The 24,688-nt window shown below is 71.3% G+C and carries 22 protein-coding genes and 1 tRNA gene; 19 read left to right on the top strand and 4 right to left on the bottom strand.

All coding sequences use genetic code 11. The features are described from left to right. Positions 1-43 precede the first annotated feature (43 nt). From iolB to N8K70_RS14170, 6 genes are all read left to right on the top strand, one after another. Positions 44-946, top strand: coding sequence for a 5-deoxy-glucuronate isomerase (gene iolB / locus N8K70_RS14195; RefSeq protein WP_317139000.1), 903 nt, complete (start codon positions 44-46; stop codon positions 944-946). Between the two features lie 4 nt (positions 947-950). Next, entirely contained in the window at positions 951-2,885 is a 1,935-nt protein-coding gene (gene iolD / locus N8K70_RS14190; protein ID WP_317138999.1) for a 3D-(3,5/4)-trihydroxycyclohexane-1,2-dione acylhydrolase (decyclizing), read from the top strand. Continuing rightward, positions 2,882-3,799 carry a sugar phosphate isomerase/epimerase family protein gene (locus N8K70_RS14185; RefSeq protein ID WP_317138998.1) on the top strand — a complete coding sequence of 306 codons (918 nt, stop codon included), beginning with the start codon at positions 2,882-2,884 and terminating at the stop codon, positions 3,797-3,799. Before iolD ends, N8K70_RS14185 begins: the two co-directional genes overlap by 4 nt. Before the next feature lie 30 nt (positions 3,800-3,829). Beyond that, positions 3,830-4,840: an inositol 2-dehydrogenase gene (gene iolG, locus N8K70_RS14180; protein ID WP_317138997.1), complete on the top strand. Its 1,011-nt coding sequence runs from the start codon at positions 3,830-3,832 to the stop codon at positions 4,838-4,840. A 114-nt stretch (positions 4,841-4,954) separates the two neighbouring features. Further along, on the top strand, positions 4,955-6,421 hold the full coding sequence (locus tag N8K70_RS14175; RefSeq protein ID WP_317138996.1) for a sugar porter family MFS transporter: 1,467 nt from the start codon (positions 4,955-4,957) through the stop codon (positions 6,419-6,421). A gap of 77 nt (positions 6,422-6,498) precedes the next feature. Further along, positions 6,499-7,065, top strand: a complete 567-nt coding sequence (locus tag N8K70_RS14170) for an asparagine synthase (RefSeq protein WP_317138995.1) — start codon at positions 6,499-6,501, stop codon at positions 7,063-7,065. A gap of 49 nt (positions 7,066-7,114) precedes the next feature. On the opposite strand, the gene N8K70_RS14165 is transcribed toward N8K70_RS14170, so the two are convergent. Next, positions 7,115-7,315, bottom strand: a complete 201-nt coding sequence (locus tag N8K70_RS14165; protein ID WP_317138994.1) for a hypothetical protein — start codon at positions 7,313-7,315, stop codon at positions 7,115-7,117. 158 nt (positions 7,316-7,473) lie between these two features. Between N8K70_RS14165 and N8K70_RS14160 the strand changes: the two genes are divergently transcribed. Continuing rightward, positions 7,474-7,546, top strand: a tRNA-Arg gene (locus tag N8K70_RS14160). A gap of 111 nt (positions 7,547-7,657) precedes the next feature. Beyond that, positions 7,658-8,155, top strand: a complete 498-nt coding sequence (locus N8K70_RS14155) for a YbaK/EbsC family protein (protein ID WP_317138993.1) — start codon at positions 7,658-7,660, stop codon at positions 8,153-8,155. Positions 8,156-8,323: 168 nt separating this feature from the next. On the opposite strand, the gene N8K70_RS14150 is transcribed toward N8K70_RS14155, so the two are convergent. Then, positions 8,324-9,121, bottom strand: coding sequence for an SDR family NAD(P)-dependent oxidoreductase (locus N8K70_RS14150; RefSeq protein ID WP_317138992.1), 798 nt, complete (start codon positions 9,119-9,121; stop codon positions 8,324-8,326). Positions 9,122-9,197: 76 nt separating this feature from the next. On the opposite strand from N8K70_RS14150, the gene N8K70_RS14145 reads away from it, so the two are divergent. The 5 genes from N8K70_RS14145 (at position 9,198) to N8K70_RS14125 (ending at position 14,039) form a co-directional block, all read left to right on the top strand. Further along, positions 9,198-9,770 carry a TetR/AcrR family transcriptional regulator gene (locus N8K70_RS14145; RefSeq protein ID WP_317138991.1) on the top strand — a complete coding sequence of 191 codons (573 nt, stop codon included), beginning with the start codon at positions 9,198-9,200 and terminating at the stop codon, positions 9,768-9,770. An 83-nt stretch (positions 9,771-9,853) separates the two neighbouring features. Continuing rightward, positions 9,854-11,032 (top strand): Gfo/Idh/MocA family protein, encoded by a 1,179-nt coding sequence (locus N8K70_RS14140; protein ID WP_317138990.1) that lies wholly within the window; start codon positions 9,854-9,856, stop codon positions 11,030-11,032. After that, positions 11,029-11,730 (top strand): ThuA domain-containing protein, encoded by a 702-nt coding sequence (locus tag N8K70_RS14135; RefSeq protein ID WP_317138989.1) that lies wholly within the window; start codon positions 11,029-11,031, stop codon positions 11,728-11,730. Before N8K70_RS14140 ends, N8K70_RS14135 begins: the two co-directional genes overlap by 4 nt. Further along, positions 11,709-12,803, top strand: coding sequence for a Gfo/Idh/MocA family protein (locus N8K70_RS14130; RefSeq protein WP_317138988.1), 1,095 nt, complete (start codon positions 11,709-11,711; stop codon positions 12,801-12,803). The genes N8K70_RS14135 and N8K70_RS14130 overlap by 22 nt, the downstream gene beginning before the upstream one ends. Positions 12,804-12,887: 84 nt before the next feature. Beyond that, positions 12,888-14,039: an AI-2E family transporter gene (locus tag N8K70_RS14125; protein ID WP_317138987.1), complete on the top strand. Its 1,152-nt coding sequence runs from the start codon at positions 12,888-12,890 to the stop codon at positions 14,037-14,039. 7 nt (positions 14,040-14,046) lie between these two features. Here the strand turns inward: N8K70_RS14125 and pgm are convergent, their stop codons facing one another. Next, positions 14,047-15,690 carry a phosphoglucomutase (alpha-D-glucose-1,6-bisphosphate-dependent) gene (gene pgm, locus N8K70_RS14120; protein ID WP_317138986.1) on the bottom strand — a complete coding sequence of 548 codons (1,644 nt, stop codon included), beginning with the start codon at positions 15,688-15,690 and terminating at the stop codon, positions 14,047-14,049. 79 nt (positions 15,691-15,769) lie between these two features. Here pgm and pheA point away from each other — a divergent pair, with 79 nt between their 5' ends. Next, complete coding sequence (gene pheA, locus N8K70_RS14115) at positions 15,770-16,738, top strand: prephenate dehydratase (protein WP_317138985.1); 969 nt, start codon at positions 15,770-15,772, stop codon at positions 16,736-16,738. 130 nt (positions 16,739-16,868) lie between these two features. Here pheA and N8K70_RS14110 read toward each other — a convergent pair whose 3' ends face one another. After that, a complete protein-coding gene (locus tag N8K70_RS14110) occupies positions 16,869-17,921 on the bottom strand; it encodes an LLM class flavin-dependent oxidoreductase (protein WP_317138984.1) in 1,053 nt (350 codons plus the stop codon). Between the two features lie 76 nt (positions 17,922-17,997). Between N8K70_RS14110 and N8K70_RS14105 the strand changes: the two genes are divergently transcribed. The 5 genes from N8K70_RS14105 (at position 17,998) to N8K70_RS14085 (ending at position 24,635) form a co-directional block, all read left to right on the top strand. After that, a complete protein-coding gene (locus tag N8K70_RS14105) occupies positions 17,998-19,788 on the top strand; it encodes a cation:proton antiporter (protein ID WP_317138983.1) in 1,791 nt (596 codons plus the stop codon). 238 nt (positions 19,789-20,026) lie between these two features. After that, positions 20,027-22,552: an ATP-dependent Clp protease ATP-binding subunit gene (locus N8K70_RS14100; protein ID WP_317138982.1), complete on the top strand. Its 2,526-nt coding sequence runs from the start codon at positions 20,027-20,029 to the stop codon at positions 22,550-22,552. Between the two features lie 104 nt (positions 22,553-22,656). Continuing rightward, entirely contained in the window at positions 22,657-23,160 is a 504-nt protein-coding gene (locus N8K70_RS14095) for an amino-acid N-acetyltransferase (protein WP_317138981.1), read from the top strand. A gap of 13 nt (positions 23,161-23,173) precedes the next feature. Then, positions 23,174-23,851 carry a hypothetical protein gene (locus N8K70_RS14090; RefSeq protein WP_317138980.1) on the top strand — a complete coding sequence of 226 codons (678 nt, stop codon included), beginning with the start codon at positions 23,174-23,176 and terminating at the stop codon, positions 23,849-23,851. A gap of 112 nt (positions 23,852-23,963) precedes the next feature. Beyond that, positions 23,964-24,635 carry an HNH endonuclease family protein gene (locus N8K70_RS14085; protein ID WP_317138979.1) on the top strand — a complete coding sequence of 224 codons (672 nt, stop codon included), beginning with the start codon at positions 23,964-23,966 and terminating at the stop codon, positions 24,633-24,635. Positions 24,636-24,688: the final 53 nt, after the last annotated feature.

Below are 24,688 nucleotides of genomic sequence, written 5' to 3'. Positions count from 1 at the left end.
GTGAGAGAGCGGCGGCCGCCGGGAGGTTCGAAGGAGAACGGACATGACGGATCAGCGATGGTTCCATCCCCGGGGCGCACTCGCCCGCGACGGATGGGAGACCGTCGTCGACGGGACGATCGACGGCTGGGAGCACACGGGCCTGCGCGTCGCGCGGATCGAGGCCGGCCAGGAGCTCGCGCTCGAGAGCGGGACGGAGAAGCTCGTCGTCCCGCTCGCCGGCTCGTTCGCGGTGCGGGTGAGCGAGGGCGGGGCGGACGACGAGGTCGAGCTCGCGGGGCGGCCCTCGGTGTTCGACGGGCCGACGGACGTCCTCTACCTCTCGGCCGCGGCCACGGGCGTGCTGACGGGCTCGGGGCGCGTGGCGGTGGCGAGCTCGCCCACGGACGAGGTCTTCCCGACGCGGAGGATCCCGGCGTCCGACATCCCCGTCGAGCTCCGGGGAGCCGGCGCGTCCAGCCGTCAGGTGCACAACTTCGGCACCCCGCAGGCGCTCGACGCGGCACGGTTCATCGTGTGCGAGGTCATCACGCCGGCCGAGAACTGGTCGTCGTATCCGCCGCACAAGCACGACGAGCAGGAGCCGGGACGCGAGTCGCGCCTCGAGGAGATCTACTACTTCGAGACGGCTCCCTCGCGCGTCGGCGGCGAGAGCGGCACCTCCGAGGCGTCGTTCGGGCTGTTCAGCACGTACTCCTCGCCCGCCGGGAGCATCGACATCGACGCGCGGGTGCGGACCGGCGACGTCGCCCTCGTGCCCTACGGCTATCACGGCCCCGCCGTGGCCCCGCCCGGGTACGACCTCTACTACCTCAACGTCATGGCGGGGCCCGACGCGGAGCGCGTGTGGCTCATCAGCGACGACCCCGGCCATGCCTGGGTGCGCGAGACCTGGGAGGGGCAGGAGCTCGACACCCGCCTCCCGTACGAGAACAAGGAAGGCTGATCCCATGGGCGGCACCCAGCGGATGACCGTGGGCCAGGCGCTCGTCGAGTTCCTGGCGAGGCAGTGGACCGTGGACGGCGATGTCCGCGAGCGGACGATCCCCGGAGTGTTCGGGATCTTCGGGCACGGCAACGTCGCGGGTCTCGGGCAGGCGCTGCGGCAGCTGAACGAGGCCGACCCCGACCTGCTTCCCTACTATCAGGCGCGCAACGAGCAGGCCATGGTCCACCAGTCCGTGGGCTACGCGCGCATCCACCGTCGCCGTGGCACGTTCGCCTCGACGGCCTCGGTCGGCCCGGGAGCCGCGAACATGCTCACGGGAGCCGCGGTCGCGACGTCGAACCGCCTCCCCGCACTGCTGCTCCCGAGCGACACCTTCGCCACACGCGTCGCCGACCCCGTGCTGCAGCAGCTCGAGCATCCGCACGACACCGGCATCCAGGTGACCGACGCGTTCCGCCCCGTCTCGCGCTTCTTCGACCGCGTAGAGCGCCCCGAGCAGCTGTACTCGATCGCGCTCGCCGCGCTGCGCGTGCTCACCGACCCCGCCGAGACGGGAGCCGTGACGATCGCCCTGCCGGAGGACGTGCAGGCCGAGGCGCTCGACGTCCCGCGGGAGTTCCTGCAGCAGCGCGAATGGCGCATCCGCCGTCCGCGTCCCGACCGCGATGCGCTCGCTCGCGCCGTGCAGGCGATCCGCGGGGCGAGGCGACCGCTCGTCGTGGCGGGCGGCGGCGTCGTCTACTCCGGCGCCGAGGAGGAGCTCCGCGCCTTCGTCGAGGCGACGGGCATCCCCGTCGGCACCTCGCAGGCGGGTGGCGGCGCGCTCGTCTGGGACCACCCGCAGTACCTCGGCGGGGTGGGCGCGACCGGCTCTCTCGCGGCCAACCGGCTCGCGGCCGAGGCCGACGTCGTGATCGGCATCGGAACCCGGTACAGCGACTTCACCACGGCGTCCCGCACGGCGTTCCAAGACCCCGACGTGACGTTCGTCAACGTCAACGTCGCCGCGTTCGACGCCTACAAGCACGGCACGCAGCTGCCCGTCGTCGCGGATGCGCGCGAGACCCTCGTCGAGCTCTCCGCGGCGCTGGAGGGCCTCCGCGTGGACCCGTCCTACGCCGCGCGGATCGCGCGGGAGAAGGCGGAATGGGACGCGACGGTCGACGCTGCGCTCGCCCCGTCCGGCCGCGACCTCCCCGGCCAGCCCGAGATCATCGGCGCCGTGCAGCAGGCGAGCGCGCCGGAGGACGTCATCGTCCAGGCTGCCGGGTCGCTCCCCGGCGACCTGCACAAGCTGTGGCGGGTGCGTGATCCGCTCGGCTATCACGTCGAGTACGCCTTCTCCTGCATGGGCTACGAGATCGCGGGCGGCATCGGCGTCAAACGCGGCGCCGTGGCGGACGGCTCCGACCGCGACGTCATCGTCATGGTGGGCGACGGCTCCTACCTCATGCTCAACACCGAGCTCGTGACCGCCGTCGCCGAGGGCATCAAGATCATCGTCGTGCTCGTCCAGAACCACGGCTACGCCTCGATCGGCCATCTCTCCGAGACGGTCGGATCGCAGCGCTTCGGCACGAAGTACCGGCGTTACGATCCGCTCGCCCGCAACTTCCAGGGCGAGGAGGTGCTGCCCGTCGACCTCGCGCTGAACGCCCGCAGCTACGGGATCGACACCATCGAGATCGCGCCCGGCGCATCGGCCGTGGACGACCTGAGGGCGGCGATCGCACGGGCGAAGGCATCCGATCGTGCCACGTTCATCCACATCGACAGCGATCCGCACGTCTACGCGCCCGACGGCGGCGGATGGTGGGACGTGCCCGTCGCGCAGACGTCGACCCTCGCGTCGACGCAGGCCGCGCGCGTCGAGTACGAGGAGCAGGTCCGGGCGCGGCGACCGCTCCTCGGGGGCAGCGGGGAGGTGCGGTCGTGAGCGTCACGGTCGCGGGCGCGCCCGTCAGCTTCGGAGTGTTCGAGCTCACCCCGGAGGGCGCCGAGACCGTCGCCGCGGACGCGCTCGGCGAGGTGCTCCAGGAGACGGGGTACGCGGGCGTCGACCTCGGCCCGGTCGGATACCTCGGGCGGGGAGCGGAGCTGCGGCGCCGGCTCGAGCGCTTCGGGCTCGCTCTGTCCGGCGGATGGATCCAGCTGCCGTTCTCGGACGACGAGGCGTTCGCCGCATCGCTTCCGGAGCTGCGCGAGGCTCTCGCGGTCTTCGCCGAGGGGGCGGAGACCGGCCCCGCCAGGCTTCCGCTGCCGACGCTCGCCGACGACGGATCCGTGGCGCGGAGGGCGTCTCCCGGGCGAGGCGCCGAGGCGGACCCGCTCACGGCCGACGCCGCGCAGCGCCTGTACGCGAACGTCGACAGGGCGGCCCGCATCGTGCGTGACGCGGGCTTCGAGCCGACCTTCCACCATCACGCCGGCACGTTCGTGGAGTCGCCGGACGAGGTCGACGCCTTCATCGCGCACACCGACGTCGGGCTCACGCTCGACACCGGCCATCTCCTCATCGCGGGCGGGGACCCCGTGGACGCCGTGCGCCGCTGGGGCGGGCGCATCAACCACCTGCACCTGAAGGACGTCGATCTCGCGCGGCTGCGCGAGATCCTCGCGGTCGGCGGCGGGATGCCCGAGGTGTGGTCGGGAGGGTCGTTCGTCGCCTTCGGACGGGGCGACGTCGACCTCGCCGGGGTGATGGACCTCGTCCACGGCGGCGGCTACGACGGCTGGGTCGTCGTGGAGCAGGACGTGCTGAACGGTCCCGACATCGCGATCGGCGCCTTCCGGGCGGAGCGCGCGGACGACCAGCGCGTCAACCGCGAGGCGCTGCGCGCCTGGGCCTGAATCCCTCCCCTTCGAGAAAGAGCACACGCAATGACCCAGAACCCCGTTCGCCTCGGCCTCATCGGCACGGGCCGCATCGGCCAGGTGCACGCCGCGAACATCGCCTCCGACCCCGAGACGACGCTGTCGTGGATCGCGGACCCGTTCGTGAGCGGCGCGGAGTCCGTCGCATCCCGCCACGGCGGACGCGTGACCGACGACCCGGAGGAGCTCCTCTCCTCGGGAGAGATCGACGCGGTCCTCGTCGCATCGCCGACGCCCACGCACGTCGATCTCATCGCGCGTTCGGTGGAGCTCGGTCTTCCCGTCCTCTGCGAGAAGCCGATCGACCTCGACATCGACCGCGTGGACGCGCTCCGGCCCCGGATCGCGGCCGCGGGCGTGCCCGTCGCGCTCGGCTTCAACCGCCGGTTCGACCCGGCCTTCGCGAGCGTGCGCGAACGCGTCGCCGCCGGTGAGATCGGCCCTCTGGAGCAGCTCACGATCGTCAGCCGCGACCCCGCCGCGCCGCCTGCGGCCTACGTCGCGGTGTCGGGCGGCATCTTCCGCGACATGACCATCCACGACTTCGACATGGCGCGGTTCTTCCTGCCCGACATCGTGGAGGTCCACGCCACGGGCTCGACGACGTTCGACCCGGGTGCGCGAGAGCACGGCGACTTCGACACGGCCGTGACGACGCTGCGTGCGGCGTCCGGCGCCGTCGTGACGATCGTCAACTCCCGGCACAGCGCCGTCGGATACGACCAGCGGCTGGAGGCGTTCGGCGCCCGCGGCTCGCTCCAGGTGGCGAATGCGCCGACGAGCCTCGTGAGCCTTTCGACGGCGGAAGCCGTGGAGGCGAAGCCGCCGTACCAGGACTTCTTCCTCGAGCGGTACGCCCACGCCTACGCGGCCGAGCTCCGCGCGTTCGTGTCGCTCGTGCACGGGCGCGCCTCCTCCAGCCCGTCGTTCGACGACGGACGCGCCGCGCTGGTGCTGGCGGACGCCGCGACCCGGTCGGCGCGGGAAGGCGTCGCCGTCGCGATCGACCTCTCCTGAGCCGTCGAGACTCTGCTCGAAATGTGACATATGTCTGGTTGACCAGACATATGTCCGGTGACAGAATGTCAGGACATAAGACGCGTCGAAGCGTCGGGAGACGAAGGAGTCATGATGACCAGCACATCCTCGGAGGGATCGAGTACCACCCTGCCGCCGCTCGTCCCGGGGCCGCATCGCAAGCGCCTCGGGACGGTCGCCCTCATCGCGACCTTCGGCGGCCTGCTCTTCGGCTATGACACCGGGGTGATCAACGGCGCCCTCCTGCCCATGACGGAGGAGCTCGGTCTCACGAGCTTCACGGAGGGCGTCGTCACCAGCTCGCTGCTCTTCGGCGCGGCCGCGGGGGCGATGCTCGGAGGCCGCATCTCCGACGGGTGGGGGCGCAGGAAGACGATCATCGCCCTCGCGGTGCTCTTCTTCGTCGGCACGCTCACGTGCGTGTTCGCTCCGTCGTTCGGCGTCATCGTCGTCGGCCGCGTGCTGCTCGGCCTGGCCGTGGGAGGAGCCTCGACCGTCGTCCCGGTCTTCCTCGCGGAGCTCGCCCCGTACGAGATCCGCGGCTCGCTCTCCGGGCGCAACGAGCTCATGATCGTCATCGGCCAGCTCGCCGCCTTCGTCGTCAACGCCGTCATCGGCAACGTCCTCGGCCACCTCGACGGCGTCTGGCGCATCATGCTCGCGATCTGCGCCCTGCCGGCCATCGCCCTCTTCGTCGGGATGCTGCGCGTGCCGGAGTCTCCGCGCTGGCTCGCCTCCCAGGGGCGCAACGAGGAGGCGCTCGCCGTGCTCCGCACAATCCGCTCGGACGAGCGCGCGGAGGCCGAGCTCACCGACATCCGGCTCACGGCCGAGGCGGAGCGCAGCCAGGAGCGCATCGGGTGGCGCTCCATCTTCTCCAGCAAGTGGCTCATCCGCATCGTGCTCGTCGGCGTCGGCATCGGGGTGTTCCAGCAGCTCACCGGCATCAACTCGATCATGTACTACGGCCAGACGGTGCTCATCGAGTCGGGCTTCGAGGCCCAGGCCGCCCTCATCGCCAACATCGCGCCCGGCGTCATCGCCGTCGTCGGCGGCGTCATCGCGCTGTGGATGATGGAGAAGATCAACCGGCGCACGACGCTGCTCATCGGTTACTCGCTCACGACGATCTGTCACTTCCTCATCGGCATCGCATCCGTCGCGCTGCCCGCGGGAAACCCCGCGCGGCCGTACGTGATCCTCTTCCTCGTCGTCGCCTTCGTCGGGTCGATGCAGACCTTCCTCAACATCGCGACGTGGGTGCTCCTGAGCGAGATCTTCCCCATGCACATGCGCGCGCTCGGAATGGGCATCGCGGTGTTCATGCTGTGGATCGCGAACGCGTTCCTCAGCCTGTACTTCCCGTCGGTCGTCGACGCCGTCGGCATCACGGGGACGTTCTTCGGGTTCGGGGTGATCGGCATCTTCGCCGTGCTCTTCGTCTACACCCAGGTTCCCGAGAGCCGGGGGCGCACTCTCGAGGAGGTAGAGGAGGGCGTGACGACCGGCAGCATCTACACCATCTCCAAGCGCCGGGCGCGGCTGGCGCGCACGGAGTAGCGGCTCGTCGGGTCGCGGGGCCTTCGCGCCCCGCGACCTTGTCGGCATCCCCGGCTAATGTGGTGGCGGGAGGTGCGGTGGGACGAAACGCCGATGCGATCGCCGAAGGCCTCGCGATCGCTCATGCCGCCGCGAGACTGGCGGTGAAGAACCGGATCCTCGTGAGCACGATCTCGCTCGACGAGGCGTTCGACGCATCCCATTTCCTGCCCGCGGCGCGGCAGGCCGTCACGTCACTGGCCGACGAGTCGGAGCAGGCCGCGCTCGGCATCGTCAAGGCGCGCAAGGCGGCGTGGGGGCGGCACTCCCAGCCGCACGGGACGCACGACTACCGCGACCGCGACGTGCGCAACCTCCGGCGGCGGGCCAAGCAGTACGCCGGCGTGGCGAAGGCGCTGCGCACGGAGCTCGAGGACGAGTCGACGCTGCTCGCGATCATCGAGCAGTCGCGGGAGGCGGCGTGGGGCGACGTCGCGTCGACCCTCGACAGCCGCCTGCGCGTGGAGGCCATGCGCCCCGACCAGGATCCCGACTACGTCTCGATGCGGGAGGCGCGCATGCAGGCGCTGCGGCTCGTCGACCTGCAGAGGCTCTCGGTCGAGACGAAGGATCGTCGATCAGAGAACAGGGTGTCCGCGGACTGACGCGCAAGAGCGGGCCCCTCCGAGGAGGGACCCGCTCTTCGCTGCGGCGTCAGTTCTCGTCGCGGAGGCTTTCCTTGGCCTCGTTGCGCGTCTTCACCGAGTCGCGCTCGGCCTCGGCCTTCTTCACGTCGGCCTCCGCCTTGGCCTCGTCGGCGCGATCGCCGATCTTGTCCTTGGCGTCGTCCCACGCGTCCTTGGCCTTGCGGGCCGCGGTCTCCGCGGTCTCCTTGGCGTCGTCGAGGATTCCCATGTCGACTCCCTTCGTGTGGTCTAGAAGCTTCACGATAGACCGGGAGCGCGGATCGGTGAAGGGGGTTGAGTTCTCTGCGACACCCCGCTAGGAATGCCGGTTTTGCGAGGGTCTCGCTCCCGTTGTATGCTCGTGGGGTTGCTTCGGCAGCGAAAGATGCGCCCCTAGCTCAATGGATAGAGCATCTGACTACGGATCAGAAGGTTGGGGGTTCGAGTCCCTCGGGGCGCACACTGTGTTGAGACAGTAGCGAGACGGCCTCCGCTGCGGCGGGGGCCGTCTCTGCGTCCACGGCGCGGTCTCGCCGGACCCGCCCCGCCGGTCGGCTCTAGAGTGGAGGCCATGAGCGTCTCCGCCGTCCGTGCGCATCTGTCGGAGTTCGGGCGGGCGGACGACGTCATCGAGCTCCCCGGCTCCAGCGCCACGGTGGAGCTGGCCGCCGCGGGGCTCGGCGTGGAGCCGGCCCGGATCGCCAAGACGCTGTCGCTGTACGCGTCCGACCAGCGGTCGGCCATCCTCGTCGTGGCGGCGGGAGACGCGCGCCTCGTGAGCGGCGCCTTCAAGCGCCGCTTCGGGCACAAGGCCCGGTTCCTCGCCCCAGACGACGTGGAGCCCTTGACGGGCCACCCCATCGGCGGCGTCTGTCCCTTCGGCAACCCCGACGGCGCGGAGGTCTGGCTGGACGAGTCCCTGCGTCGCTTCGACCGGGTCTATCCTGCGGCCGGTGCCGCCCACACCGCGATCGGCGTCGAGGTGGACGAGCTCGAGACCCTCACCGGCGCGGTCGGCTGGGTCGAGGTGACCCGGCTCGGCGAGCCGGCGCAGGGCGGCGCCGCGTAGGGGCTCAGGCGTCTATGCGTCCCGGCGCCGGTTCCGCCCTGGTCCGCCCGGCCGCGGCGACCGAGCCGGCGCGAGCGGGCGCGCGATCGGCGAGCCCGAGTCCCGCCGACACGAAGCGCCCCGGCCGTCCGCTCGGACGGCCGGGGCGCTCGGGGCGTGCGCGCCGGGCTATGCCGCCGACCAGCCGCCGTCCGACGGGAGGATGACGCCGTTGAGGTTCGTGGCGTCGTCGCTGAGCAGATAGCCGATCGACGAGGCGAGCTGCTTCGCCTGGGCGACGCTCGGGATGAGAGCCATGCCCCGCTGGAGACGAGGCGCGGCGAGCTCGGAGGCGAACGACGACTCGATGTTGGTCGCCGTGGCTCCCGGGGCGACGGCGTTCACGCGCAGGCCCGTGTTCGCGTAGAGGAACGCGCTGCTCTTGGTCAGCCCGACGACGGCGTGCTTCGAGGCCGTGTACGCCGCACCGGCGGCCGACCCGCGCAGGCCCGCCTCCGACGTGATGTTCACGATGGCGCCGGAGCCGCGCTCGAGCATGCCGGGGATCACGGCCTTCATGAGCTTGAACGTTCCGGTGAGGTTCACCGCGATCACGCGGTCCCAGACGTCCTGGTCGACCTCGTGAGCCGGCTGCATGCGGTCCATGATGCCCGCGACGTTCGCCAGCCCGTCCGCCGGCCCGCCCGCCGCCTCGACGATCGCGGCGACCCCGGCATCGTCGGTGATGTCCGCGACGATCGTGACGATCGCCGCCTGGGGCAGCTCTGCGGCGAACTCGTCGAGACGCTCCTGGCTCACGTCGACCGCGACGATCCTGCCGCCCTCGCGGGCGATGCGCGAGGCCGTCGCGCGTCCGATGCCGGAGCCGGCGCCGGTCACGATGACGGTCTTGCCGGCGAATCTGCCGTCGGTGATCTTCTCGTCCCACTCCTGAATCTGCGGGCCGGATGCTGCTGCATCGCTCATGGCGACTTCCTTTCGTGAGAGGGCGGGCGTTCGAGCCGCCCACCGGACAACCCTGTCCGGTTATACGATACGCCTTATGGCGGAGAGCAGCGAGGGGGTGTCCCGAAGGAATCGCGGTCCCGCCGCGGCCGCGGAGAACCGCCGCGCGCTCATCGACGCCGCGCGCGAGATCTTCTCCGAGCAGGGGCTCGCCGCGCCGTTCAGCGCGATCGCCCGGCGCGCCGGAGTCGGGCAGGGCAGCCTCTACCGGCACTTCCCCACGAAGATCGAGCTGGCGGTGGCCGTCTTCGAGGACAACATCGACGACCTCGAGCACGTCGCCCGTGCGGCGGACGCGACCCTCGACGACCTGTTCGACAGCGTCGTCGCTCAGGCGAAGGTCTCTGCGGCGTTCGTCGACGCCGTCGCCGCCGCTCGCGACGTCCCGGCCGTGCAGCGCATCGGCGCACGGATGATCTCCCTCATCGGGGCTCTCGTGGACCGGGGCCGCGCCACGGGCGCTCTCGCCGACGACATCGGACGCGACGACGTCATGCTCGTCGTGGCGATGCTCGCGCGAACGGTCGCGGACGCGCCGGCCGGCGAACGGGAGGCTGTGGCGCGGCGGGCCCGGTCGGTGTTCTCCCTCGGGCTCATGCCGCGCGGCTGATCGAGATCGCCGGCGGTGCCGACGCCGTATTTGTTGACGCTCCATCGATATGGCACGATGTGAGCGACACAGGAGGAGACGCCATGACCTCGACGCTGCGGGTGGCACTGGTCGGACACGCCTTCATGGGGCGTGCGCATGCGCACGCCTGGCGCACCGCCCCGCGCTTCTTCGACCTTCCCCTCGACCCCGAGCTGACGGTCGTCGTGGGCAGGTCGCCCGACCGCGCGGCGGCGGCCGCCGCCGAGCTCGGCGCGGCGGAGTGGTCGGACGACTGGCGCGCCGTCGTGGCGCGGCCCGACATCGACCTCGTGGACGTGTGCGCGCCGGGCGACATCCACGCCGACGTGGCGATCGCGGCGCTCCGCGCGGGCAAGCACGTGCTGTGCGAGAAGCCGCTGGCGCGCACCGTCGCGGAGGCCGAGCGGATGGCGCAGGCCGCGCGCGCCGCGCCCGTCGGCACGCGCGCGATGTGCGGCTTCAGCTACCGCCGCACGCCGGCGCTCGCGTACGCGAGGCGCCTCGTCGAGGACGGCAGGATCGGCACCGTGCGCCATGTGCGCGCGCAGTACCTTCAGGACTGGCTGAGCGATCCGGACGCGCCGCTCACCTGGCGGCTCGACAAGGAGATCGCCGGGTCGGGCGCGCTCGGCGACATCGGAGCGCACAGCGTCGACACCGCGCAGTGGCTCGTCGGCGAGCCCATCGAGGCCGTGTCCGCCCAGCTGCGCACGTTCGTCGGCTCCCGGCCCGTGCTCGCGGAGCAGCGCGGCCTCGGCGGACGTGCCGACACCGGCGCAGAGCGCGGCCCCGTGACGGTCGACGACGCCGTGGCCTTCACCGCCTCCTTCGGCAGCGGGGCGCTCGGCGTCTTCGAGGCGACGCGCTTCGCGCTCGGGCGCCGCAACGCCAACCGCATCGAGGTCAACGGCGACCGGGGCTCGATCGCGTTCGACTTCGAGCGGATGAACGAGCTGGAGCTCTACGACGCGTCCGACGCGGACGGCGTCCAGGGCTTCCGGCGGATCCAGGTCACCGAGCCGGTCCATCCCTACACGGGCAACTGGTGGCCGGCCGGGCACGGCCTCGGCTACGAGCACGTCTTCACCCACCAGGTCGTCGATCTGGTCACGGCCATCGCCGAGGGGCGCCAGCCGTCGCCCGGATTCGACGAGGCGCTCGGCGTGCAGCGCGTCCTCGACGCCGTCGAGCGCAGCGCGGCATCCGAATCGATCCTCACACCCGTGGATGGAGCATCATGACCGAGGCCAAGGCGCTCGTCGTCCGCGGCGGCTGGGACGGGCATCGCCCCGTCGAGGCGACGGAGCTGTTCATCCCCTTCCTCGAGGAGCACGGCTACCGCGTGCGCGTCGAGGAGTCGACCGAGGTGTACGCCGACGCGGACGAGCTCGCGTCGACCGACCTCATCCTGCAGAGCGTGACGATGTCGACGATCGAGCCCGAGGAGCTGCGCGGGCTCATCGCCGCGGTGCGCGCGGGGACGGGGCTCGCCGGATGGCACGGCGGCATCGCCGACTCGTTCCGCAACAGCTCCGACTACCTGCAGCTCGTGGGAGGGCAGTTCGCGACGCATCCGAGCACGCACCCCGACCTCGTCGTGGGGGACCCGAGCGACAACTATCTCGAATACACGGTCGAGATCACCGAGGCCGGGCGCACGCATCCCATCACGGCGGGCATCGGCGACTTCACCCTCACGACGGAGCAGTACTGGGTCCTGCACGACGATCTCATCGACGTGCTCGCGACGACGACCCATCCCGTCCGTCCGTGGCATCCGTGGCACCGGCCCGTCACCTCGCCCGCGGTGTGGACGCGGGAGTGGGGCGAGGGCCGCGTGTTCGTCGCGACCCCCGGACACAGCCCCGAGGTGCTGCAGGACGACGACGTCCGCCGGATCGTCGAGAGGGGGCTGCTGTGGGCCGGCCGCACGGCATAGGGATCGTCGGGCTCGGGAACATCTCGCGCCAGTACCTCGACGCCCTCGGCGATCATCCCGCGGTGCGCATCGCGGCCGTCTCCGACCTGTCGGACGATCGAGCCCGTGCGGTCGCGGACGAGACCGGTGCGCGGGCGGTGACGGTCGACGAGCTCGTCCGCCACCCCGACGTGCAGACCGTGCTCAACCTCACGATCCCGGCTGCGCACGCCGAGATCGCGCTCGCCGCGATCCGCGCCGGTCGCGCGGTGTACGGGGAGAAGCCGCTGGCCCTGTCGGTGGAGTCGGGGCGCGAGATCGTGGACGCGGCCGCTCGTGCGGGCGTCTCCGTGGGATCCGCCCCCGACACCGTGCTCGGCACCGGCGTGCAGACCGCGCGCCGCGCCGTGGACGACGGCCTCATCGGGCGCCCGCTGGCGGCGTCGGCCACGATGGTCACCGCCGGGCACGAGCGCTGGCATCCGAGCCCCGACTTCTACTACCTGCCCGGCGGCGGCCCCCTGCTCGACATGGGGCCCTACTACGTGTCCGCGCTCGTCACGCTCCTCGGCCCCGTCGTGGCCGTGAGCGGAGCGGCGTCGCGGCTGCGTCCGGAGCGGGTGATCGGCTCCGGTCCTCGCGCGGGCGAGACGATCCGCGTCGAGGTCGACACCCACGTGTCGGGCATCCTCGAGCACGCGAACGGGGCGCTCTCGACGATCGTGACGAGCTTCGACGGCACGGCGACCACGGCCTCGCCCCTCGAGGTGCACGGCGCGGACGGCACGCTCCTCGTGCCGGACCCCAACCGCTTCGACGGGGACGTGGTCCTGCGCGGGGCTGACGGGACGGAGCGCGTGCTCCCCGTCTCCGGCGGCTACGAGGACGGCGCGCGCGGAGTCGGCCTCCTCGACTTCATCCGCACGACGCCGGGAGCCGAGCCGCGGGCGGGCGGAGCGATGGCGCTGCACGTGCTCGACATCATGACGGGAGTCCTGCGCGCCGCGGAGGAGGGGCGCAGGGTCGTGCTCACGACGTCGACGGACCGGCCCGAGGCGGTCCCGTTCGCCGGTCGGGAGCGCTGGCGCAGCTGAGACGTCGCGGTCAGGCTGCGGGAAGTTCGGGGCTCATCGGGCAGGATGGGCTCAAGGCACGGTCACGACGACAGGGGGCGGACGATGTTCGGACGAGGCAGACGAGCGGCTGAGCGCAGCGCGGCGATCCACACGGCATCGGTCACGACGCCGCGGACGCTGTGGAGCGACGGATTCGGCACGCTGGCGACGCGGTCGATCCAGATCATCGCCGTCGCCGTCCTCGCCGCGGGTCTCGTGATCGCGTATCAGTCCCTCTCGGTCGTCGTCGTCCCCGTCCTCCTCGCGCTCATCCTCGCGTGCGCCTTCGAGCCGATCATGAGGTGGCTGCGCGCACGGATCAACGCCACTCTCGCGACCGTCATCGTCCTGCTGGGTATCGTCGTCGTCCTCGGCGGCATCGTGTGGGCGATGGTCGCCGCCGTGCGCAGCCAGTGGGAGGACCTCTACGACAGCGCGACGGAGGGCTTCCAGCAGGTGCTGGCCTGGGTGAACACCCTGCCCTTCGCCCCCTCGCAGGATCAGCTCGACGAGTGGTTCGCGTCGATCACCGACTTCGTCACGAGCTCGCAGTTCGGCAACGCCCTCGGCTCGGGCGCCGTCGCAGGGGTCGGGGCCGTGGCGACCTTCGTCACGGGCCTCGTGCTCCTGGTCGTCGTGCTGTTCTTCTTCCTCAAGGACGGCCCGCAGCTGTGGGCGTTCCTCAGCCGGCCCTTCGAGGGCGAGTGGTACGCGCGCGTGCAGCGTGCCGGGGTGAAGACCGTCGAGACGTTCGGCGCGTACATCCGCGGCACGGCGGCCGTCGCGGCCGTCGACGCGATCGGCATCGGGGCCGGTCTCTTCATCCTCGGCGTGCCGCTCGCGCTGCCGCTGACGGTGCTCGTCTTCCTGCTGGCGTTCATCCCCATCGTCGGCGCCACGGTGGCGGGCGTCCTCGCCGCTCTCGTCGCGCTCGTCGCGAACGGACCGGTCGCGGCCGTCATCGCCGTCGCCATCGTCATCGTCGTCAACCAGCTCGAGGGCAACCTGCTGCAGCCGGTCCTCATGGGCCGCGCGCTCAAGCTCCACTCGCTCGTCATCCTCATCGCGCTGACGATCGGCACCGTCCTGGGCGGCATCCTGGGCGCCATCCTCGCCGCGCCCCTCGCCGCCGTCGTGTGGGGCATCGTGCAGGTCTGGGACGGTCCGAACACGCCGGCGAGATGGGCGCGCAAGAAGGAGCGCCCGGCCGTCTGAGTGGGGCTCAGCCGCCGAGTGCCGCAGTGACGACGCCCCGTGCCTCTTCCTGGACCTGGCGGAGGTGCTCCTCGCCCCTCAGCGACTCGGCGTAGAGCTTGTAGACGTCCTCCGTGCCGGACGGCCGCGCGGCGAACCAGGCGTGCTCGGTCTGCACCTTGAGGCCGCCGATCGCGGCTCCGTTGCCCGGCGCCTCCGAGAGCTTCGCCGTGATGGCCTCGCCCGCGAGCTCGGTCGCGGTCACGTCGTCGGGGGAGAGCGCCTTCAGCGCGGCCTTCTGCTCGGGGGACGCCGGGGCGTCCACGCGCTGGTACGCGGAGGCGCCGTACTCGGCCTCCAGCTCCGCGTAGCGCTGCGACGGCGTCTTGCCGGTGACGGCGAGGATCTCCGCGGCGAGCAGGCACAGCAGGATGCCGTCCTTGTCGGTCGTCCAGACCGATCCGTCGGCGCGGAGGAAGGACGCCCCGGCCGACTCCTCCCCGCCGAAGGCGACGGAGCCGTCGAGCAGGCCGGGGACGAACCACTTGAAGCCGACGGGCACCTCGAGGAGCGGCCGGCCGAGCGCGGACGTGACCTTGTCGATGATCATCGACGAGACGAGCGTCTTGCCCACGGCCGCGTCCGCAGGCCAGCCGGGCCGGTGCGAGAAGAGGTAGTCGATCGCCACGGCGAGGTAGTGGTTGGGGTTCAGCAGCCCCGCGTCCGGCGTCACGATGCCGTGACGGTCGGCGTCGGCGTCGTTCCCCGTGAGGATGTCGAACTCGTCCCGGCGCGCGACGAGCGCGGCCATGGCGGACGGCGACGACGGATCCATCCGGATCTTCTCGTCCCAGTCGAGGGTCATGAACCGCCACGTCGGATCGACGTCGGGGTTGACGACCGTGAGGTCGATGCCGTGGCGCTCGGCGATGAGCGCCCAGTACTCCACCGAGGCGCCGCCGAGCGGGTCGGCGCCGATGCGCACCCCCGCCTTCCGGATGGCGTCGAAGTCGATGATCGCGCTCAGATCGCGCACGTATGCGTCTCGGAAGTCGTGCTGGCCGAGCGTGTCGGCGTCGAGGTCGGCGAAGCGCACGCGCCTCACGCCCTCGAGCGCTTCGGCGATGAGCGCGTTGGCGCGGTCGGCGATCCAGCTCGTCGCGTCGGTGTCCGCCGGTCCGCCGTGCGGCGGGTTGTACTTGAAGCCGCCGTCGGCCGGAGGATTGTGGCTCGGGGTCACGACGATGCCGTCGGCCCGGCCCGGATCCGAGGCCTCGCGGCCGCGGTTCCAGGCGAGGATGGCGTGGCTCAGCGCCGGGGTGGGCACCCACGAGTCGCGCGCGTCGACGCGGACGTCCACGCCGTTCGCCACGAGCACCTCGATCGCGCTGCGCTCGGCGGGAAGCGAGAGCCCGTGCGTGTCGCGGCCGAGGAACAGCGGTCCGGCGATGCCCTGGTCGTGGCGGTAGTCGACGATGGCCTGCGTCGTGGCGAGGATGTGGTTCTCGTTGAAGCTCGTGGTCAGGCTCGATCCGCGGTGGCCGCTCGTGCCGAAGGCGACCTGCTGCGCCGGGACGGAGGGGTCGGGGGAGCGGTCGTAGTACGCGGCGATCAGCTCGTCGACGTCGATGAGGTCGGATGCTTCGGCGGGGAGTCCGGCGCGGCTCGTCATGCACCCAGTCTGCCTGCTGAGGGTCGATCGTGCACAGTCGCCGACGTCGCGCGCCCGGTCGCCGTCTAGGCTGATCCTCATGTCCACCGATGCCCCGGAACGCCGCACGTACAGCTATCTGGGGCCGGCGGGAACCTTCACGGAGGCCGCGCTCGCGCAGGTCCCCGAGGCACGCGGCCAGATCTGGCGGCCCGTCAGCAACGTCGGCCAGGCGCTCGACGACGTGGTCGGAAACCGTGCGCACGCCGCGATGATCGCGATCGAGAACTCCGTCGAGGGCGGCGTGTCGAGCGCGCAGGACGCGCTCGCGACCATCCCGGGGCTGCGCATCGTCGGCGAGTACATCGTGCCCGTGCGGTTCTCGCTCGTCGCGCCGCCCGGAACGACCCTCGACGAGATCGTCGCGCGCGACCTCGTCACGGTGGCCGGCCATCCGGTCGCGTACGCCCAGTGCCTCGCGTGGCTCGGGCAGCGCATCCCCCATCACGAGCACATCGTCGCCGCGAGCAACGTCGCCAGCGCCGTCGGCATGCTCGACGGCTCGCTCCCGGCCCAGGTCGCGATCGCGGCGCCGGGCGTCGCCGACCACTACGACGTGGAGGTGCTCGCGGAGAACGTCGGCGACAACGCCAGCGCCGTCACGCGCTTCGTCCTCGTCACGGGGACGGTCGCTCCGCCTGCGCCGACGGGCGCCGACAAGACGTCCCTCGTCGCCGAGCTGCCGAAGGACGAGCCCGGCGCCCTGCTCGAGCTGCTCGAGCAGTTCTCGACGCGCGGCATCAACCTGAGCCTGCTCGAGTCACGGCCGATCGGCGACGCGCTCGGGCGCTATCGCTTCGTCATCGACGCGGACGGGCACGTGTCGGACGAGCGGATGGCCGACGCCCTCATGGGACTGCGCCGGTTCAGCCCGAGCGTCGTGTTCCTCGGCTCGTACCCGCGCGCCGACCGCCGGGTCGTCCACCATCCCGACCGCTACGGCGACGACGCCTTCGTCGAGGCGCGGGACTGGCTGCGCGGGCTCATCGCGGGCGAGCCCGGGTCGTAGGAGCGGCGCCCGCGCCCGCGCCCCGTTCGCCCGCGCCCGCATCACGTTCGTGGGCGGAAAACGCCGCTTTCCCGGTCGGGTAAACGGCGTTTTCCACCCACGAACGGGTAGGGCGGGATGAGGTCGGGCGTCAGGCGAGTGCGGCGGCGAGCAGCTCGACGGTCTCGAGACGGCCGGGCGCGGCGTCCTTCGGGTCGGCGTCGTACGACCCGGCCGACGGCGAGACCATCACCTCGTCCACACCGTGCGTCGCCGCGAACGCGCGGAGCTCATCCGCCACCGCATCGGCCGTGCCGACGAACCAGCGGGAGCGGCCCTGCTGCACGAGGGTCTCCTCCATCGGATCGGAGGGGTTCGCGAGGACCTCGTCGATCGTCTCGAGCGGTCGCATCGGCTTGTTCGTGCGCAGCCGCGCGAACTGTCGCAGCTGGGGGAGCGCTCGCCGCTCCGCCTCCTCCTCGGTCTGCGCGACGACGACGTTCGCCGTGATGAACGACCTCGGCGCGTCGAGCCAGGCGCTCGGCGTGAACTGACTGCGGTACAGCGCCATCGCGCGTTCGAGGCCGTCGCCGGCGAAGTGGTTCGCGAACACGTAGGGCAGCCCGAACCGCGCGGCGAGCTGCGCCGAGAAGTCGCTCGATCCGAGCAGCCACACCTCCGGCACGCCCGCGGCGGCCGGTGTCGCGCGCACCCCGTACTCGCCGCCGGACGTGAAGCGCACGGTGGCGCCGTCCGGGCTCATGATCGCGAGGATGTCGGTGACGTTGTCGGGGAAGCGGTCGGCCTCGCTCGTCGTGCCCGACTGGCGGAGCAGCTGCGTGATGACGGGGTCGCTGCCGGGCGCACGCCCGAGACCGAGGTCGATGCGGCCGGGGTTCAGCGCCTCCAGCGCCGCGAACTGCTCGGCGACGATGAGCGGCGAGTGGTTGGGCAGCATGACGCCGCCCGAGCCGACGCGGATGCGCGTCGTGCGCGCCGCGGCGGCGGCGATCAGCACGGGTGGCGCGGTCGAGGCGACGGCGGGCATGTTGTGGTGCTCGGCGAACCAGTACCGCCGATAGCCCAGCTCGTCCGCCCGCTGCGCGAGCGCCAGGGAGGCGGCGATCGCCTCGGAGCTGGTCTGGCCGGTTCGGACGGAGACGAGATCGAGCACGGACAGGGCGGGAGCAGGTGCGGAGGACATCGAGACGGTCAACGCGGACGGCGTCCGCGGTATTCCGCGCGCCGGCGCGGCGGGGCCGTCGGGATACCCTGCCGGTATGGGCGTCGAGGTGTTCGTGGTTCTCGTCGGATCCGTCGCGGTCGCGGCGTTCGCGCGGTGGAGAGGGCTGCCCGCGCCCCTCGTCGTCACGGGCGTGGCCCTGGCCGTGTCGCTGCTCCCGTTCGTGCCGCAGATCGAGATCGACGGCGATCTCCTGCTCAACCTGACGTTGCCCCCGCTGCTGTACTCGGCGTCGCTGGAGGTCTCGTTCGTGAGCTTCAAGCGCTCGCTGCCGCACATCCGCCGTCTCGGGGTCGGGCTCGTGCTCGTCACGGCGGCCGCCGTGGGGCTCGTCGCGTGGTGGATCATGCCGGAGCTCACCCTCGCCGGAGCGCTGCTCCTCGGCGCGATCGTCGGGCCGCCCGACGCCGTCTCCGCGGCGGCCGTGGCGCGCAAGCTCGGGCTGCCCCGCCGCGTGATGACCGTCATGTCGGGCGAGAGCCTCATCAACGACGCCACGTCCCTCACCCTCGTGCGCGTGTTCGCCGCGATCGTCGCCGGGGCGACCGTGACCGTGTGGGACGGCATCGTGGAGTTCGTCCTGGCGGTCGTCGTCGGAGTCGTGGTCGGCCTCGTCTTCGGCATCGCGCTGCATCAGCTGCGCCTGCGCGTCAGCGACCCCGTCGTGACGGGGACGTTCGGGCTGCTCGTGCCGTTCGGCGCCTACGCGATCGCCGAGCATCTGAACGGGTCGGGAGTGCTCGCGGTCGTCGCGATGGGCCTCTACGTCGGCTTCAACGCGCCGCGGACGAGCTACACCACGCGTCAGCAGGACGGCCCCCTCTGGTCGTCGATGGACTTCCTGCTCGAGAGCTTCGTGTTCGCCTACATCGGGCTGCAGTTTCCGGACGTCGTCCGCGAACTGGGCGAGCGGTCGGGCATGCACACCCTCCTGCTCGCGCTCGCCGTGTTCGTCGTCGTGCTCGTCGTCCGCCCCGTCTTCGTCTACAGCAGCTACGCGTGGGGACAGCTGTGGCAGCGGAGGCGGCTCATGCGCTGGAAGCACGCGGCGGAGGCCTTCCGGAAGGACCCGGACAGCGGGCGCGGTCGGGCCGTCCGACGCCGACAAGAGCGGCTCGGGAAGCGCGTCCGTGTCACAGACGGGAAGGCCCTCCGCCAGCGGCTCGTCGAGCCGACCCTGTCCGTCCAGGAGCGCGCCGTCGTCTCGTGGGCGGGCATGCGCGGCGTGGTCACCCTCGCGATGGCGGCCGCGCTGCCCGACCTCACCGGCGACGGCATGTCGGAGGGGAACGTCGAGGTGCTCATCGTCTGCGCGTTCGTCGTCACGGTCGGCACCCTCCTGCTGCAGGGGCTGACGCTCGCCCCGCTCATCCGGGCTCTGGGCGTGAACTCCGACGCCGAGCGGGCCGACGAGGAGCGACAGCTCGACGCCGTCCGTAGGCGCAGCGCCGAGGCGGGGAAGGAGTACCTCCGGGACAAGCAGCGGGAGTGGGCCGAGACCTACGGCGAGGAGTCGGTGGACCGGTTCAACCGCATCGCCCGCTCGCTGCTCCGCGTCGAGAGGAACGCAGGCAAGGCGGAACGGGAGATGGAGGACGCGGAGGCCGCCGACGAGGCGTCCCGACAGCGACGACCGAGCTACGAGAGCGTGCGCGACCTGTCGAAGGGATGGCTCGAGGTGCGCCGCCAGGTGCTGCTGGAGGAGCGCGACAGGGGCAACCTCAACGAGGAGGTCATGCGCGAGCTCATCACCGCGATGGACGCCGAGGAGCTCGCGCTCGACACCCGCGGCAGCCTGCGGCCCCCGTCGCCGCCCGCGCGCGGCTGAGCCCGATCCAGCTCGCACCCGGTCGGCGACCGCCCGCCCGGCGGGAATCCCTCTGCGCCTCGACACGGCATCCGCCGCCCGGACTCTCGCGGCGCAGTGGGATTCTCGCGGTTCGACCCCGCGCTATGCCCAGGGCGAACACGGCCGCCCTCCGGGGGATCGGTCGTTACGGTGGAACCACGGCGCGCCGCACGTCCCTGGTCGGCGCGTCCCTTGGCCGCTGGCCCAGAGGAGTGACATGTTCGAGAGATTCACCGACCGTGCCCGTCGTGTGGTCGTCCTCGCCCAAGAAGAGGCGAAGATGCTCAACCACAACTACATCGGCACCGAGCACATCCTGCTCGGTCTCATCCACGAGGGCGAGGGCGTCGCCGCCAAGGCGCTCGAGTCGCTCGGCATCTCGCTGGACGCCGTGCGCGAGCAGGTGCAGGACATCATCGGGCAGGGTCAGCAGCAGCCGACCGGCCACATCCCCTTCACGCCGCGCGCCAAGAAGGTGCTCGAGCTGTCCCTGCGCGAGGCCCTGCAGCTCGGCCACAACTACATCGGCACCGAGCACATCCTGCTCGGCCTCATCCGCGAGGGCGAGGGCGTCGCCGCCCAGGTGCTCGTCAAGCTCGGCGCCGACCTCAACAAGGTGCGCCAGCAGGTCATCCAGCTGCTCTCGGGCTACCAGGGCAAGGAGCCCGTGGGCGTCGCCCCGAGCGGTCAGGAGTCGCAGCAGCAGGCCCAGGGCGGCTCGCAGGTGCTCGACCAGTTCGGACGCAACCTCACGCAGGCCGCGCGCGAGAACAAGCTCGACCCCGTCATCGGGCGCGAGAAGGAGATCGAGCGCGTGATGCAGATCCTCTCGCGCCGCTCGAAGAACAACCCCGTCCTCATCGGCGAGCCCGGCGTCGGCAAGACCGCCGTCGTGGAGGGACTCGCCCAGGCGATCGTCAAGGGCGATGTGCCCGAGACGCTCAAGGACAAGCAGCTCTACTCGCTCGACCTCGGCTCGCTCATCGCCGGCTCCCGCTACCGCGGAGACTTCGAGGAGCGCCTGAAGAAGGTCACCAAGGAGATCCGCACGCGCGGCGACATCATCGTCTTCATCGACGAGATCCACACCCTCGTGGGCGCGGGCGCCGCGGAGGGCGCGATCGACGCCGCCTCGATCCTCAAGCCGCTCCTCGCCCGCGGCGAGCTGCAGACGATCGGCGCGACGACCCTCGACGAGTACCGCAAGCACTTCGAGAAGGACGCCGCCCTCGAGCGCCGCTTCCAGCCCATCCAGGTCGCCGAGCCGTCGCTGCCCCACGCGATCAACATCCTCAAGGGGCTGCGCGACCGTTACGAGGCGCATCACAAGGTGCAGATCACGGACGGCGCGATCGTCGCGGCGGCGAACCTCGCCGACCGCTACGTCAGCGACCGGTTCCTGCCGGACAAGGCCATCGACCTGATCGACGAGGCCGGCGCACGCCTGCGCCTGTCGATCCTGTCGTCGCCGCCGGAGCTGCGCGAGTTCGACGAGCGGATCGCCAAGGTCCGCGAGTCGAAGGAGTCCGCGTCGGAGGAGCAGGACTTCGAGAAGGCCGCGGCCCTGCGCGACGAGGAGAAGGCCCTCCTCGGCGAGCGTCTGCGCCTCGAGAAGCAGTGGCGCTCGGGCGACGTCGCGTCGCACGCGGTTGTCGACGAGGGACTGATCGCCGAGGTCCTGGCGCAGGCCACGGGCATCCCGGTGTTCAAGCTCACCGAGGAGGAGACCAGCCGTCTCGTCTTCATGGAGAAGGCCCTGCACCAGCGCGTCATCGGTCAGGAGGAGGCCATCGCGGCGCTCTCCAAGACCATCCGCCGCCAGCGTGCCGGACTCAAGGACCCGAAGCGTCCCTCGGGCTCGTTCATCTTCGCCGGCCCCACGGGCGTCGGCAAGACCGAGCTCGCCAAGGCGCTCGCGGAGTTCCTCTTCGACGACGAGGGCGCGCTGATCTCCCTCGACATGTCGGAGTTCGGCGAGAAGCACACCGTCTCGCGGCTGTTCGGCGCCCCTCCCGGGTTCGTCGGCTTCGAGGAGGGCGGCCAGCTCACCGAGAAGGTGCGCCGCAAGCCGTTCTCGGTCGTGCTCTTCGACGAGATCGAGAAGGCCCACCCCGACATCTTCAACTCGCTCCTCCAGATCCTGGAGGAGGGACGTCTGACGGACGGCCAGGGACGCATCGTCGACTTCAAGAACACGGTCATCATCATGACGACGAACCTCGGCTCGTCGGCCATCGCGGGCGGCCCGGTCGGCTTCCAGGTCGAGGGCAACGCGCAGACGACGTACGACCGGATGAAGGGCAAGGTCGACGAGGAGCTGAAGCGTCACTTCAAGCCCGAGTTCCTCAACCGCGTCGACGACATCATCGTGTTCCCGCAGCTGTCGAAGGCCGAGCTCGTGCAGATCGTGGACCTGTTCACGAAGCGCCTGGCCGACCGCCTGCTCGACCGGGACATGACGATCGAGCTGTCGCAGGCCGCCAAGGAGCGCCTCATCGAGGTCGGGTTCGACCCGGCGCTCGGCGCCCGTCCGCTGCGTCGCGCCATGCAGCGCGAGGTGGAGGACCGCCTGTCGGAGCAGCTGCTCAACGGCCAGCTCGAGCCGGGCCACCACATCAAGGTGGACCTCGTCGACGGGGCCTTCACGTTCGACAGCGCACCCCGCGGCGAGAAGGTGGCCGTGGGCGTGAACACGGGCGGCGAGATCTCGGCGACGCCGGATCTCGCGGCGCTCGGCGACTGACGCGCGTCACGAGAGGGGCGGGGCCTTCGGGCCCCGCCCCTCTCGTGTGCCGGGATGCGGCGGTGCTCAGCGGGAGCCGGGGCGGGCGGTCCTATGGTGGGAGGATGACCGAGTTCACGGTGCGGCCGGCCCGCGCGGCCGACATGGCGCAGATCCACCGGATGCTCCAGCCGCTCGTGTCGCGACGCATCCTGCTCGGCAAGGATCTCGTCGTGCTGTACGAGGCGACGCAGGAGTTCCTCGTCGCCGAGGACGCCGGGGGCCGGGTCATCGGATGCGGCGCGCTGCACGTGATCTGGGCCGACCTCGGCGAGGTGCGCACGCTGCTCGTCGCGGACGAATGGCTGCACCGCGGCGTCGGCCGTGGGATCGTCGCTGGCCTCGAGGACAGGGCGCGCGATCTGGGCCTCTCGAGGCTGTTCTGCCTGACCTTCGAGGTCGATTTCTTCCGCCGCCGGGGCTTCGAGCCCATCGGCGAGCAGGTCGTCTCGCCCGACGTCTACTCACAGCTCGTACGAAGCCCCGACGAGGGCGTCGCCGAGTTCCTCGACCTCGCCCACGTGAAGCCCAACACGCTGGGCAACACCCGGATGCTCAAGCACCTCTGAGGAGTCGCGAATCGTGAGCACGCCTCGACGCCGTCGCCGTCAGTCCGCAGCCGTCTACCGGAGGCGCAGGCTCGTGGTGCTGCTGCTCGCGATCGCGGTGATCGGCGGCATCGTCTGGCTGGCCGTCGCCCAGCCGTGGCAGGGCCTCTTCGGCGGCGACGCCGAGCCCGCCGCCGAGACGACCGCCCCCACCTCCGCGCCGACCACCGAGCCCGAGGAGCCGGTGGCCACCGCCGATCCGACCGAGACGCCCGACCCCGAGCCGTCCGCCTCGGCGACCCCGGCGGCGTGCGACCCCGGGGTGCTCGAGGTCGTCGGCATCGCCGACCAGGGCGAGTACGCCGCCGATCAGCAGCCGAGCTTCTCGATCCAGCTCACGAACACCGGCTCCGTCGACTGCGTGCTGAACGTCGGGACGTCGACGCAGAGCTTCGTCGTGACCAGCGGCGACGACACCTGGTGGCAGTCGACGGACTGCCAGACCGAGCCGAGCGACATGGAGGTGACGCTCACCGCCGGGCAGAGCGTCACGAGCGCGGAGCCCGTCGTCTGGGATCGCACCCGGTCGACGGTCGACTCGTGCGACAGCGACAGCCGGCCCGCCGCTCCCGCCGGGGGAGCGTCGTACCATCTGCAGGTCGCGATCGCGGGTGTCGAGGCCGCCGAGACGACGCAGTTCCTGTTGTACTGACGGCCGTCTCGTAGCAGCGCCGCTGCACCGTCGGCCCTGCGAACGTCCCGCAGAGCCGCGCCGGGGTGTCGCGGCGTCGGTCGATGCCCTCGGACGCCGCTATCATTCGTCTGTGACGTCGCCTCGAGCCCCCTTCGTGCGTGTGGCACTGACGGCTGTCCTCGTCCCCGCGCTCCTCGTGGGGGCGCATCCCGACGCCGCTTCGGCGGCGTCCACGGTCAACGCCAGCACGTTGCTGAACACACTCCCGGTGAAGGCGGAGAACACGTCGAAGTATGACCGGAGCCTGTTCAACTACGGCATCGACGCCGACAAGGACGGGTGCAACACCCGCGCCGAGGTGCTCATGGCCGAGTCGAAGAAGAACGTCACTCACGCCAAGTCGTCGTGCACCGTGAAGACCGGGAGATGGCACAGCCAGTACGACGGCAGGACGTACACGGACGCGAGCAAGCTCGAGATCGACCACCTCGTCGCTCTGTCTGAGGCGTGGGACTCCGGGGCGCAGAAGTGGAGCGCGTCGCGCCGCCAGAAGTTCGCGAACGACCTCGGCTACGCATGGACGCTCAACGCCGTGAGCACGGCCTCGAACCAGGCGAAGGTCGACAAGGATCCCGCGCAGTGGCTGCCTGCGAAGAACAGGTGCCAGTACGTCGCCGAGTGGGTTGCGGTGAAGTATCGGTGGTCGCTGGCCATCGACGCGGCCGAGAAGACCGCCATCCAGAAGGCGATGAAGGGCTGCACCGCGGCATCGCTGACCGTGACCGCGCCGAAGAAGGCCTGAGCGCGAGGAAACTGGTGAACAGGGGCCTCGGGGCAGGTTCGCGCTCCGGACGT

Origin of the sequence: Microbacterium sp. AB (assembly GCF_032878875.1) — a bacterium.
Lineage (GTDB): Bacteria > Actinomycetota > Actinomycetes > Actinomycetales > Microbacteriaceae > Microbacterium > Microbacterium betulae.
The sequence above is the reverse complement of the archived record's forward strand: the minus strand, read 5'-3'. Positions and strand labels throughout refer to the sequence as shown.